The organism is Noviherbaspirillum sp. FW303-A3, from assembly GCF_058788695.1.
Genome location: NZ_JBYTAZ010000001.1, coordinates 3,434,662 through 3,447,081, shown reverse-complemented (window position 1 = coordinate 3,447,081; position 12,420 = coordinate 3,434,662). Strand labels below are relative to the sequence as shown.

10 protein-coding genes are annotated in these 12,420 nt (G+C 61.6%); 5 read left to right on the top strand and 5 right to left on the bottom strand.

The window, feature by feature from the left end; translation table 11 throughout:
- Window positions 1-43: 43 nt before the first annotated feature.
- From AC3WOY_RS16620 to AC3WOY_RS16610, 3 genes are all read right to left on the bottom strand, one after another.
- A complete protein-coding gene (locus AC3WOY_RS16620; RefSeq protein WP_492425702.1) occupies window positions 44-1,702 on the bottom strand; it encodes a putative bifunctional diguanylate cyclase/phosphodiesterase in 1,659 nt (552 codons plus the stop codon).
- Between the two features lie 264 nt (window positions 1,703-1,966).
- On the bottom strand, window positions 1,967-2,464 hold the full coding sequence (ssb, locus tag AC3WOY_RS16615; protein WP_492425700.1) for a single-stranded DNA-binding protein: 498 nt from the start codon (window positions 2,462-2,464) through the stop codon (window positions 1,967-1,969).
- Between the two features lie 53 nt (window positions 2,465-2,517).
- Window positions 2,518-3,711, bottom strand: a complete 1,194-nt coding sequence (locus tag AC3WOY_RS16610; protein WP_492425698.1) for an MFS transporter — start codon at window positions 3,709-3,711, stop codon at window positions 2,518-2,520.
- A gap of 144 nt (window positions 3,712-3,855) precedes the next feature.
- Between AC3WOY_RS16610 and uvrA the strand changes: the two genes are divergently transcribed.
- Together uvrA and AC3WOY_RS16600 are read left to right on the top strand one after the other, a co-directional pair.
- A complete protein-coding gene (uvrA, locus tag AC3WOY_RS16605; protein ID WP_492425696.1) occupies window positions 3,856-6,708 on the top strand; it encodes an excinuclease ABC subunit UvrA in 2,853 nt (950 codons plus the stop codon).
- Window positions 6,709-6,722: 14 nt separating this feature from the next.
- Window positions 6,723-7,001, top strand: a complete 279-nt coding sequence (locus AC3WOY_RS16600) for an acylphosphatase (RefSeq protein ID WP_492425694.1) — start codon at window positions 6,723-6,725, stop codon at window positions 6,999-7,001.
- Here the strand turns inward: AC3WOY_RS16600 and AC3WOY_RS16595 are convergent.
- Complete coding sequence (locus AC3WOY_RS16595) at window positions 6,998-7,906, bottom strand: AEC family transporter (RefSeq protein WP_492425692.1); 909 nt, start codon at window positions 7,904-7,906, stop codon at window positions 6,998-7,000. The two genes, AC3WOY_RS16600 and AC3WOY_RS16595, sit on opposite strands and share 4 nt — an antisense overlap.
- 130 nt (window positions 7,907-8,036) lie before the next feature.
- Window positions 8,037-10,022, bottom strand: a complete 1,986-nt coding sequence (locus AC3WOY_RS16590; RefSeq protein ID WP_492425690.1) for a monovalent cation:proton antiporter family protein — start codon at window positions 10,020-10,022, stop codon at window positions 8,037-8,039.
- 243 nt (window positions 10,023-10,265) lie between these two features.
- Here AC3WOY_RS16590 and AC3WOY_RS16585 point away from each other — a divergent pair, with 243 nt between their 5' ends.
- Genes AC3WOY_RS16585 through lptC form a run of 3 tightly spaced genes read left to right on the top strand, consistent with a single transcriptional unit; the run spans window position 10,266 to window position 12,409 of the window.
- Complete coding sequence (locus AC3WOY_RS16585; protein ID WP_492425688.1) at window positions 10,266-11,294, top strand: KpsF/GutQ family sugar-phosphate isomerase; 1,029 nt, start codon at window positions 10,266-10,268, stop codon at window positions 11,292-11,294.
- Complete coding sequence (locus AC3WOY_RS16580; protein WP_492425686.1) at window positions 11,294-11,818, top strand: KdsC family phosphatase; 525 nt, start codon at window positions 11,294-11,296, stop codon at window positions 11,816-11,818. Before AC3WOY_RS16585 ends, AC3WOY_RS16580 begins: the two co-directional genes overlap by 1 nt.
- Before the next feature lie 9 nt (window positions 11,819-11,827).
- The gene (lptC, locus tag AC3WOY_RS16575; protein WP_492425684.1) at window positions 11,828-12,409 is read left to right on the top strand and encodes an LPS export ABC transporter periplasmic protein LptC; all 582 of its coding nucleotides are present in this window, start codon (window positions 11,828-11,830) and stop codon (window positions 12,407-12,409) included.
- Window positions 12,410-12,420: the final 11 nt, after the last annotated feature.

Here is a 12,420-nt window from a genome sequence, read left to right as displayed (position 1 = left end):
GACCAAGGCGGCCTGGGGAAGTGCTGTCATTCGCTCTGTTCCGCTATTTCATTGCAACGGCTTGCTGGACAACAGGCCGTCCACTCTTGAGAATTTCGATCGCGTGTTCCGGCAGCAGGGGCCGCCCGGTGAGGTACCCCTGAATCATGCCGCATCCATGGGCGGCGAGGAATTTCAACTGTTCCTCGTTTTCGACACCTTCGGCGACGGTAGTCAGGTTCAGGTGGTTCGCCAGGCTGAGCACGACATTGCAGATGGCAACGTCCTTGACCGATGCAGGCAAGTCCTTGATGAAGGCGCGATCGATCTTCAGTGTGGCGATCGGGAAGCGCTTCAGGTAGGCCAGCGACGAATACCCGGTTCCGAAGTCGTCGATGGCAATCCGGACATTTCTCGTTGCCATGGCATTCAGCAGTGATTCGGCATGCTCGGGATCCGACATGAGGATGCCTTCAGTGATCTCCAGGAGAAGCTGCTGGCCATCCAGTCCGGACAATCGCATCGCCTCGTCCACCACATCGAGAAACTGATCATTGCGGAACTGGCGCGGACTGACGTTGACCGACACGTAGAGCGGCCGGCCCGCAGCCTCCTCGAAGCGCTTGATCTGGACACAGGCAGCCTTGAGCGCCCAGGCGCCCAGCAGGTTGATCAACCCGTTGCTCTCGGCCATGGGGATGAATTGCGCCGGCGACACCATGCCCTGCTCGGCCCGCCCCCATCGCATCAATGCTTCGAACCCGACGATCTGGCGCGTCCGCGCATCGACGATGGGTTGGTAATGCAAGAGGAACTCGCCGTCGCGCACCGCCTGGAACATGGCAGCTTCCATGGACACGTCGTGCTCGGGCTGCGTGAATTTCTCATGGCTGTAGACGACGCACCGCGCCTTGCCGGTTTCCTTGGCGCGGTACATGGCGGTGTCCGCATGGGCCAGCAGCTTGACTTCGCTGTCACCGTGCTCGGGAAACACCGCGGCGCCGATCGACGTGCCCACATAAAGGATGTGGCCCTGGATATCGAACGGCAGCTGCATCGTCGAGATCATGCGGCGCGCAATGGCCTGGATTTCGGTTTCGGAAACGGCTCCGGGCAGCACTGCGACAAATTCGTCGCCGCCGACACGGGCGAGGGTATCGACATTGCGCAGCGTTTCGGAAAGGCGCATTGCCGCGACGCGCAGCAAGGCATCGCCGACCGGGTGGCCCAATGCGTCGTTGACTTTCTTGAATCCGTCGAGGTCGAGCGCAAGCACGGAAAACCCGCGCCCTGTACGCCGCGCCTGGGCAATCGCCATGCGGATGCGATCGGAAAGGAGGGAACGGTTCGGCAAACCCGTGAGCGCGTCGTGGGTGGCCATGTGGCGCAAGCGCTCTTCCGTCGCCTGCTGGCTGGAGATGTCGCGCCCGACTGCCAGAAGTTCGGTTTCGCCATTGGCCGAGGTGAACGCGGAAACCTGCAATTCGATCCAGATCACGCCGTGTACGGTCTGGATCCGCACATTCGACTTGCTCGGCATGCTTGCTTGGGCCGCCTGCGAAATCAGGATTGCGACGGCCGGCCGGTCCGTCGGCTCGACCAGGTCGGCCAACTGGCGGCCGGTCATATCCAGGCCACCGGTCAATTCGGCGGCTCGCCGGCTCGCATACACGACAGAGCCTTCCGCATTCAGACGGAACACGGCATCGCCGGCTGCCTCCATGAGGCTTTCCAACGGGTTTTTGGCTAATGCATCTGGCCGGTCACGACGAATGGAAAACATTGGCAGAGACTGATGTTGGAAAAGACCACGGACGCCTGGATGTCAGCGTCGACCATTGGTTGGTTGATCTTAACAAATTGTAGAGAAGAAAATAAATCGCAGTAGAAATCTTATGGCAGAAAATGCAGAAAAAGTCACAAACACATATTCAAGAAGCAAAAAACCCCGCGCATGGCGGGGTTGACTGGTTGCCTCAGGCGGACATCAGAACGGGATATCGTCGTCCATGTCGCTGAAATTAGGCGCCGGACGTGAGGCGGGACGCGCTGCGCCGCCACCGCCACCGCCACCCGAGCTTTGACGCGGTGCCGGCGCGCTGCCGTAGTCGTCGTCCATCGAACCGCCGCCGCCACCGCCACCCATGCCTTGGCGGCTGCCCAGCATCTGCATCGTGTCGGCAATGATTTCGGTGGTGTAACGCTCCACGCCATCCTTGTCCGTCCACTTGCGTGTCTGCAGGCGGCCTTCAACGTAGACCTGCGAACCCTTCTTCAGGTACTGGCCGGCGATTTCGGCAAGCTTGCGATAGAAAGTGATTCGATGCCATTCGGTCAATTCTTTCTTCTCGCCCGAGTTCTTGTCTTTCCAGCTTTCGGTTGTCGCAACCGCGACGTTGGTGACCGCCTCGCCGTTCGGCATGTAGCGCGTTTCCGGGTCGCGTCCCAGATTGCCGACAATGATGACTTTGTTAACGGATGCCATAAATTTCTCCTAAAGCTGAATCAAACAAACGAGTTGTATACGGGTAAAAAGGATCAGGCGGCGGCAGTCGCCGCCCCTCGACGCGGTAGGTTCTTCATGCCGGCGGCAATTATAAGCCAGGCAACTGTAAGCACTGCGCACAATACAAACACTGACGGCGCCCCGGCATGCTGCTGCAGCCAGCCTCCCAAAGCTCCGCCGCAAAACAGGCCAAGCGCCTGCAAGGTGTTGTACACACCCAGTGCCGCGCCTTTCGCGGCCGGCGGCGCAATGCGGGAAACCAGCGATGGCTGGCAGGCTTCCAGTATGTTGAAGGAGATGAAGAACATCAGCAACAGGAGAATCAGGATGGCAGACGGCATCGTCGGCCGGGACAGGAACATCCAGAGCCCAGCCTGCACAATTGCCATCAGCCCGATTGCGCCGAGGAACACCTGCTTCATCATGCCGCGCTTTTCGCCCGCGAGCAGCGGCGGCATCATCACGGCAAACGAAATCAGGACGATCGGCAGGTAAACCTTCCAGTGCGTGGAAAGCGGCAGGTCCGCATATTGCACCAGAGCCGAAGGCACGATCACGAACATTGCCATCTGCGTCACATGCAAGGCGAACACACCGTAATTCAGGCGCATCAGTTCACGGTTGGCGAGCACTTCAGAAAACGGCACAGCCTTGACCGGCGGCTTGGGCGGCGCGGGCGGCACGACGTACAACACGACCAGGATGGCCAGCGTGGACAGGATACCGGTCAGCGCAAACAGACCTTCCATCCCGACCAGCCTGTACATGGCCGGCGCGGCGACGAGCGAAATGGCGAAGGTCAGGCCGATCGATCCGCCCACCATGGCCATGGCCTTGGTCCGGTGTTCGTCCCGCGTCGAGTCGGCGATGAAGGCCGTGACTGCAGCCGAGATTGCACCGGCGCCCTGGATGGCGCGGCCGATAATGACCCAGGTCAGGTTGCTGGCGGCTGCGGCGATAAAGGAGCCGATGGCAAACAGGATCAGGCCGATGATGATGACCCGCTTGCGCCCGTACTTGTCCGACGCCGCCCCGAACGGAATCTGGCCGAACGACTGGGTCAGCCCGTAAATCCCCATTGCCAGTCCGACCATGGTGGCGCTGTCACCGCCCGGCAGCGACTTTGCATGGACGGCAAACACGGGAAGGATCAGGAACATGCCGAGCATGCGCAGCGCGAAGATCGACGCGAGGGATGCGCTGGCCCGGATTTCCAGGCGCGACATGCGCGGGCTCGGTTCGGCGGAGGGAATCGATGACATCAGGCAGAAAGACAGAGTGAATCGGGCGGATACGGCAGGCCCCAAAACCCGTTATAGTATCAGGTTGACCCGTATACAGCCCAGTTGGGCGCAAGTTGAAAGCAGTTCATGGAAGAAATAAGAATTCGCGGCGCTCGCACGCACAACCTGAAGAACATCAATCTGGAATTGCCTCGCAACCAATTGATCGTCATTACCGGGCTTTCCGGCTCGGGAAAGTCTTCACTGGCATTCGATACCCTGTATGCGGAAGGCCAGCGCCGTTACGTCGAATCGCTGTCGGCCTATGCGCGCCAGTTCCTGCAATTGATGGAAAAGCCGGACGTGGACCTGATCGAAGGCCTGTCCCCGGCAATCTCGATCGAGCAGAAGGCGACCTCGCACAACCCGCGCTCCACCGTCGGCACCGTCACCGAGATCCACGACTACCTGCGCCTGCTGTACGCTCGCGTGGGCACGCCCTATTGCCCCGACCATCCAGAGAATCCGCTGGCGGCGCAATCGGTGTCGCAGATGGTGGATGCCGTGCTTGCCATGCCGGAAGACACCAAGCTGATGATCCTCGCGCCCGTGGTCGCCAACCGCAAGGGCGAGCACGTCGACCTGTTCGAGGAAATGCAGGCGCAAGGCTTCGTGCGCTTCCGCATCCAGAGCGGCACGCACGCGGCGCGCATTTACGAAGTCGATGACCTGCCCAAGCTGAAGAAGACCGAGAAGCACACTATCGATGTCGTCGTCGACCGCCTGAAGATCAAGGCAGACGTGAAGCAGCGCCTCGCCGAGAGCTTCGAGACCGCCCTGCGCCTGGCGGAAGGCCGCGCAATCGCGCTCGAGATGGACAACGGCAAGGAGCACCTGTTTTCCAACAAGTTCGCCTGCCCGACCTGCGGCTACTCGCTGCAGGAGCTGGAACCGCGCCTGTTCTCGTTCAACAATCCGATGGGCGCCTGCCCGGAATGCGACGGTCTCGGCCATATCGAATTCTTCGACCCGAAGCGCATCGTTGCCTTCCCCAACCTCTCGCTCGCCAGCGGCGCGATCAAGGGCTGGGACCGGCGCAACCAGTTCTATTTCCAGATGCTGTCGAATATCGCCGAGCACTACGGCTTCGACATCGACATGCCGTTCGAGAAGCTGCCCGAATCCGCGCAGCAGGCCGTGCTGTACGGCTCCGGCCGGCAGACGATTCCGTTCACGTATATCAACGAACGCGGCCGCACGGTGGTGCGCGAGCATACCTTCGAAGGCGTGGTGAACAACCTGCAGCGCCGCTATCGCGAAACCGATTCGATCGCGGTGAAGGAAGAGCTCGCAAAGTTCATCAACCAGAAGGAATGCCCGACCTGCAAGGGCGCGCGCCTGCGCGTGGAAGCGCGCTACGTGAAGGTCGGCACCGGCAAGCAGGAACGCTCCATCCATGAAGTGGCGATTACGCCGCTGCGCGACACGCTCGAATTCTTCGAAAAGCTGAAACTGACCGGCGCAAAGAAGGAAATCGCCGACCGCATCATCAAGGAGATCGTGTCGCGCCTGAAGTTCCTGAACAACGTGGGCCTCGATTACCTGTCGCTGGAACGCAGCGCGGACACGCTTTCGGGCGGCGAAGCGCAGCGCATCCGCCTCGCCTCGCAGATCGGCTCCGGCCTGACGGGCGTCATGTATGTGCTGGACGAGCCCTCCATCGGTTTGCACCAGCGCGACAACGACCGCCTGATCAATACCCTCAAGCACCTGCGCGACATCGGCAACAGCGTGCTCGTGGTCGAGCACGATGAAGACGCAATCCGTTGCGCCGACTACATTGTCGACATGGGCGTGGGCGCCGGCGTGCATGGCGGCGAAGTGATCGCCAAGGGGCCGCTCAACGACATCCTCAAGAACAAGAAATCGCTGACGGCGAAATACCTGAACGGAACACTGGCCATCCATGTCCCGAAGAAGCGTACCGCTGCCGATCTGGAGCGTCAGCTCGTCATCAGCGGCGCGTCGGGCAACAACCTGAAGAACGTGAAGCTGGAACTGCCGGTCGGCCTGCTGACCTGCGTCACCGGCGTGTCCGGATCGGGCAAGTCGACGCTGGTCAACGACACGCTGTACCACGCTGCCGCACGCCACCTGTACGGCTCGCAGACCGAACCTTCGGCCTATGAAACGATCAGCGGACTGGAGCATTTCGACAAGGTCATTTCCGTCGACCAGGCGCCGATCGGCCGCACGCCGCGCTCGAATCCGGCCACCTATACCGGCGTGTTCACGCCGATCCGGGACCTGTTTTCCGAGGTGCCGTCAGCCAAGGAGCGCGGATACAGCGCGGGCCGCTTCTCGTTCAACGTCAAGGGCGGCCGCTGCGAAGCCTGCCAGGGCGACGGTGTGCTCAAGGTGGAGATGCACTTCCTGCCCGATGTGTACGTGCCCTGCGACGTCTGCCACGGCAAACGCTACAACCGCGAAACGCTGGAAGTCCAGTACAAGGGCAAGAACATCCATGAAGTACTGGAAATGACCGTCGAGGAAGCGCACGAGTTCTTCAAGCCGGTGCCGGTCGTGGCGCGCAAGCTGCAAACACTGCTCGATGTCGGCCTCGGCTACATCAGGCTGGGACAGAGTGCGACCACGCTCTCGGGCGGCGAGGCGCAGCGCGTGAAGCTGTCGCTCGAATTGTCCAAGCGCGACACCGGGCGCACGCTCTACATCCTCGACGAACCGACCACAGGCCTGCACTTCCACGACATCGACCTGCTGCTGAAGGTGATCCACCGCCTGCGCGACCAGGGCAATACGGTGGTGATCATCGAACACAACCTCGACGTGATCAAGACGGCGGACTGGATCGTCGACCTCGGGCCGGAAGGCGGCGCGGGCGGCGGCCGGATCATTGCGGCGGGCTCCCCGGAAGATGTGGCAAAGAATGCGGCGAGCGTGACGGGCAAGTATCTCGCGCCGATGCTCAAGAAAAAGTAAGGCCAGGAGGAACCATGGCGACCCACCTGCATATCGTCGGACTTGTACAAGGCGTAGGTTATCGCGCGTCCTTCGAAGCGCAGGCGCGCGCCCTTGGCCTGGCAGGTTGGGTACGCAACCGCGCGGATGGATCGGTGGAAGCGATGGTTCAGGGCGCGCCGGACGCCGTGAAAAAGATCGTCGCCTGGTCGAAGCGCGGTCCCTCTGCTGCCAGTGTGAAGGAAGTCGTCGTCAGTGACGCTGAAGACGCATCGCTGTCTTCGGGCCGTTTCGACGTGCGTCCGACCGCTTAACGCGGCAATCCCATCCAGAGGCCGAGCGGCACGAACGCCAGCGCGGCGAGATTCCCAAGCAGCACGATGGAAGCCACCTTGTCCGGTTCCTGCTTGTACTGCTCGGCCACCATGAAGCAGAACACCGCCGGCGGCAGCGAAGCGAACAGGTACATCTGTCCGCGCTGCGCCTCGGTCAGGTTCAGCACGCCATCCAGCAGCCAGGCGACGATCAGGCCCGCGACCGGGCAGACCACCGCGCCGACCAGTCCGATGTGCCAGCTCTTGAAATTGACATCGAGCATGCGCACGCCAAGCGCAAACAGCATGATCGGAATGCACGAGTCGCCCAGCATCTTCAGCGCCATCATCAGCGGCACGGGCAGCGCGATCTTGAAGATGGCGAACAACATGCCGATCACCATCGAAAGCATCATCGGGCTGACGAGGAATTTCCACATCGGCGTGTGATAGCTGCGCCCGCTTTCGATGATCTTGATGCCGACGGAGAAATAGATCAGGTTGCACGCCATGAACAAGGCCACGGCGGCGGACAGCCCCGAGGTGCCGAAGGCCAGCACCGCGAGCGGCAGCCCCATGTTCCCGCAATTGTTGTACATCATCGGCGGGATGAAGGTGCGCACGTCGTAGCCGAGCAGGCGCGCCACGGGCCAGGCGATCAATCCCGATCCCAGCGCGATCAGCACACCGGCCAGGATCAGCATGCCGTTGTGCACCAGGTCGAAGTCCTTTGCCGCCAGCGCGGTAAAAACCAGAAGCGGGCACAGCACATCCATGCTCACGCGGTTGACCGATGCCATGTCGTTGCGGACCCGCTCGCCCCTGATCCGCGCATATCCATATCCCACCGCGATGATGATGAAGACCGGCAGGATGATGCCGAGGATGCGCTCAAACACTTGCATGGCGAGATTCTTTCGGAAAGGGCAAAGGCTATCCAGGCATTGTAGCGAGATATGCAGGATCGCGTTTCTACGCGACAATGATCGACATAAGGCCCGGTGCCTGCCGGCGGACGGACTCCGTGCTCACGGTTTACTTGAGCAGGCGTTCCTCGGCACGCGCCACACCTTCTGTCGTGCCGCGCAACACGATGATGTCGGCAGCATGCAAAACCGTCTCCGGCTTGACATCGATCCGGTTCTTGCCTCGCCGCACGATCGTCACTTCAGCGCCGGCGTCAGCGAGCCTGAGCGCGGACAGCGGCTTTCCGATGGCGTTCGCCCCTTCGGGCAGCGTCACGGAATGCAGGCGCACATGCAGGTGCTCCGCATCTTCAGGCGCATCGCTGGCGCCATGGAAATAGCCGCGCAAGGAGGCGTAGCGTTCATCGCGAGCCGCCTGCACGCGATGCACCACGCGGCGTAGCGGCACACCCAGCATCACGAGCGCATGGGAGGCCAGCATGAGGCTGCCTTCAATGGCTTCCGGGACGACTTCGGCGGCACCGGCTTCGCGCAGCTTGTCGAGATCCGAATCGTCGTGGCTGCGCACGATTACCGGCAATGCGGGCGCCAGTTCGTGCGCGAAGTGCAGCACCTTCAATGCCGAAGGTGTGCTGGCATAGGTCACGACCAGCGCAGCCGCGCGATGGATACCGGCCGCAACCAGGCTTTCCCGGCGTGCGGCATCCCCGAAGGAGACGTTTGCGCCGGCCGCCTGCGCCTCGCGGACGCGGTCGGGATCGAGGTCGAGCGCGTGATATGCAATGCCCTCCTCTTCCAGCAATTTCGCGAGGCTTTGTCCGGAACGCCCGAAGCCGGCAATCAGCACGTGCTTCTGCGTGCTCATGGTGCGCGTCGCGATTTGGGTCAACGCGAGGGACTGCATCATCCATTCATTCGCCGACAGTTTCATGACGATGGCGTCGGATTTGGCGATGATGAACGGCGCCACCAGCATGGACAGCACCATCGATGCCAGGATGAGCTGGATCAGCAGCGGATCCATCAGATGCAGGCCGCCGGCCTGGTTCAGCAGCACAAAGCCGAATTCGCCTGCCTGGGCGAGGCCGAGGCCGGTTCGCAACGCCGTACCCGTCGAAGCGCCGGTCATCCTTGTCAGCGCGGCAATCAGGCCGAACTTCAGCAGCACGGGCCCGGTCAGCAGCAACAGCACCAGCCACCAATTTTCGAGCACCAGCCGGACATTGAGCAGCATGCCGACCGTAATGAAGAACAGGCCCAGCAGGACGTCGCGGAAAGGCTTGATGTCCTCCTCCACCTGATGCCTGTATTCCGTTTCGGAGATGAGCATGCCGGCAACAAAGGCGCCCAGCGCGAGCGACAGCCCGGCCTTTTCGGTAATCCATGCCGCCCCGAGCGTGATGAGCAGCAGGTTGAGCATGAACAGTTCCTGCGACCGTCGCTTGACCACAACATGGAACCAGCTGCGCATCAGGCGCTGTCCGATCACGAGCAGGAGCACGAGCACGATGCCTGCCTTCATGGCCGCAAGCGCCAGCGTCGGAAGCAGGTCGCTGGTGTTCTTGGCCAGCGCGGGCACGAGGATCAGCAGCGGCACCACGGCCAGATCCTGGAACAGCAGGATGCCGAAAATCTGGCGGCCATGCGGACTGTCCAGCTCCAGGCGCTCTGTCAGCAACTTGGACACGATGGCGGTAGAGGACATGGCGAGCGCCCCACCAAGCGCGAACGCCGCGCGCCAGCTGATATCGACGAGCTGCGGAAGGAAATGCGCCATCAGCCAGCCGAACAGCATGGTCGCCGCAATCGTCAGCAGCACTTGCGCCATGCCGAGCCCGAACACCGTGCGCCGCATGGATACAAGTTTCGGCAGAGAGAATTCCAGCCCGATCGAAAACATCAGGAACACGACACCGAACTCGGCCAGTACATGCGTGGTCGCGCTCTGTTCCGCCATGCCGAAGCCGAACGGGCCGATCACGATGCCGACGACAAGGTAGCCCAGCATCGGCGGCAGATGCAGCATGCGGAACGCCACCACACCGAGCACGGCGGCGCTCAGCAGGATCAGCGTAAGTTCGAGGGCCGAAAACATGAATTGTTATTCAATTGGTCGAGTCTGGTGCAAGGCAGGCCCCATCCGCGCGCGCCCGGCAATGCGGTGTAGCGACAACGGCTGGACCGTTCCGCAGTCCGACCACCTCACTTGCCCGATTGCACGATTGCTTTAAGAATGAAGGACTTACGAAACGAAAACAGCCATTGACGGCCCTCAAAGTCAAATTTTTTGTTATGACTGGCAGATTTTTTGCTTTCGTAATTCGTTTATACTTCCGGCATGAGTGTAACCGATGCAAAAACCTTGCCGAAAGACTTCGACGCGAAAAATGCGCTGCGTGCGCTCGAGCTCGCCCGCGAGACGATCCAGATCGAAGCCGACGCCCTGCTTGCGTTGAAGAGCAGGCTCTCGGACAGCCCCGACGACAGCTTTGCCCGAGCCATGGGACTGCTGATGCAATGCACGGGACGCGTCGTCGTCTCCGGTATCGGCAAATCCGGGCATATCGCCCGCAAGATCGCGGCCACGCTTGCCTCCACCGGGACGCCGGCGCTGTTCGTGCACGCCGCGGAAGCCTTGCACGGCGACCTCGGCATGATTACCGAGAACGATGCCGTCATCGCGATTTCGTACTCGGGCGAAGCCGCCGAGTTCGTTTCCATCATCCCCATCATCAAGCGCATGGGCGCCAAGCTGATCGCCATTACCGGCAATGACGCTTCCCGCCTGGCGCAGCTCGCCGACGTCCATCTCAACGTCCGCGTAGACAAGGAAGCCTGCCCGCTCAACCTGGCGCCGACCGCCAGCACGACCGCGACGCTGGCACTGGGCGACGCGCTCGCCGTGGCCCTGCTCGACGCCAGGGGCTTCCGCGAAGAGGATTTCGCGCGTTCGCACCCCGGCGGCGCGCTTGGCCGCCGCCTGCTGACCCATGTGCGGGATGTCATGCGCAGCGGCGCTGCGGTTCCCATGGTCAAGCCGGACGTATCCTTGCCGGCCGCCCTGCTCGAAATCACCCGCAAAGGCATGGCAATGACCGCCGTGGTGGACGATGCCGGACGCGCCATCGGCATCTTCACCGACGGCGACCTGCGCCGCCTGATCGAAAACGTCCAGGATTTCGGCAAGCTGAAAATGTCCGATGTCATGCATGCCAATCCGCGTACCATCCTCCCCGACCAGCTCGCAGTCGAGGCAGTCGAGCTGATGGAACATTTCCGGATCAACCAGTTGCTGGTGGCCGATGCCGACGGCAAGCTGGTCGGCGCGCTGCACATCCACGACCTGACCCGCGCAAAGGTGATCTGATGCAAGACATACTGGCAAGGGCAGCGCAGGTCCGGCTCATGATTTTCGATGTCGACGGCATCCTCACCGACGGCAGCCTGCATTACGCGCCGGACGGCGAAATGATCAAGACATTCAACGTGCTGGACGGGCACGGCATCAAGCTGCTGCAGCAATCGGGCGTGGCCACGGCGATCATCAGCGCGCGCAAGTCCGCCATCGTCGCCAAGCGCGCGGCGGATCTCGGCGTGCAGCACCTGTATCAAGGCGTGCATGACAAACTGGAGGCCTTCGAGGAACTGCTCGCCAGGACCGGCATCGCCAGGGGAGCATGCGGCTTCGTCGGCGATGATGTGATCGACCTGCCCATCCTGCTGCGCGTCGGATTTGCGGCCAGCGTTCCGAACGGACATGGCGAAGTGAAATCGCGGGTGCATTACGTGACCAAGGCCAGCGGCGGCCAAGGCGCGGCGCGCGAACTGTGCGACCTGATCCTGCGCGCCCAAGGCAATTACGAGGCGGCGCTGGCGCCTTACCTGAAGTAGGGATCGATCATGCGGCCATGGCGCATCCGGTTGTTCATGACGCTCGCGCCGCTGGTTGTGCTGGCGCTGGCAAGTTTCTGGCTGTATGAAGTCATGCGCCGCGCGACGGACACGGTTGTTCCGAATCCGGAACGCAATGAGCCGGATTTCTACGTTGAAAAGTTCAGCTACGTGAAGTTGTCGAAGACAGGTTCTGCGCAATACCACTTTGCCGGCGAAAGGCTCACGCACAATCCGCAGGATGACTCGTACGATATCGTCAATCCTGTCGTAAGCAATATCAGCAATGCGGATGCGCCAATGACGATCCGGGCCGAGCGTGCGCGCGTCAACAGCGACAACAGCCAGGTGCACCTTTACCAGAACGTGCGCATGGACCGGCCGGCGTCGGCAACGGCAGAACCGATCCGCATCCGTACCGAGTACATGCTGGTGCTTCCGGACGACGATGCCATGAAGACCGACAAGCCGGTCGAAATCACGACGGATCGCGCAAAGCTGACGGGCACAGGCATGGTGGCAAACAATGCAACGCGGGAGTTCAACCTGACGAGCAATGTTCATGGCACGTATCAAGCCCGCGTACGCTGATTCGGTATAAC

What these genes read in the sequence shown, in the direction of transcription:
- AC3WOY_RS16620 (WP_492425702.1), bottom strand. Translation starts at nt 1,702, where the DNA reads ATGGAGGCAGCCGGCGATGCCGTGTTCCGTCTGAATGCGGAAGGCTCT.
- ssb (WP_492425700.1), bottom strand. Translation starts at nt 2,464, where the DNA reads ATGGCATCCGTTAACAAAGTCATCATTGTCGGCAATCTGGGACGCGAC.
- AC3WOY_RS16610 (WP_492425698.1), bottom strand. Translation starts at nt 3,711, where the DNA reads ATGTCGCGCCTGGAAATCCGGGCCAGCGCATCCCTCGCGTCGATCTTC.
- uvrA (WP_492425696.1), top strand. Translation starts at nt 3,856, where the DNA reads ATGGAAGAAATAAGAATTCGCGGCGCTCGCACGCACAACCTGAAGAAC.
- AC3WOY_RS16600 (WP_492425694.1), top strand. Translation starts at nt 6,723, where the DNA reads ATGGCGACCCACCTGCATATCGTCGGACTTGTACAAGGCGTAGGTTAT.
- AC3WOY_RS16595 (WP_492425692.1), bottom strand. Translation starts at nt 7,906, where the DNA reads ATGCAAGTGTTTGAGCGCATCCTCGGCATCATCCTGCCGGTCTTCATC.
- AC3WOY_RS16590 (WP_492425690.1), bottom strand. Translation starts at nt 10,022, where the DNA reads ATGTTTTCGGCCCTCGAACTTACGCTGATCCTGCTGAGCGCCGCCGTG.
- AC3WOY_RS16585 (WP_492425688.1), top strand. Translation starts at nt 10,266, where the DNA reads ATGAGTGTAACCGATGCAAAAACCTTGCCGAAAGACTTCGACGCGAAA.
- AC3WOY_RS16580 (WP_492425686.1), top strand. Translation starts at nt 11,294, where the DNA reads ATGCAAGACATACTGGCAAGGGCAGCGCAGGTCCGGCTCATGATTTTC.
- lptC (WP_492425684.1), top strand. Translation starts at nt 11,828, where the DNA reads ATGCGGCCATGGCGCATCCGGTTGTTCATGACGCTCGCGCCGCTGGTT.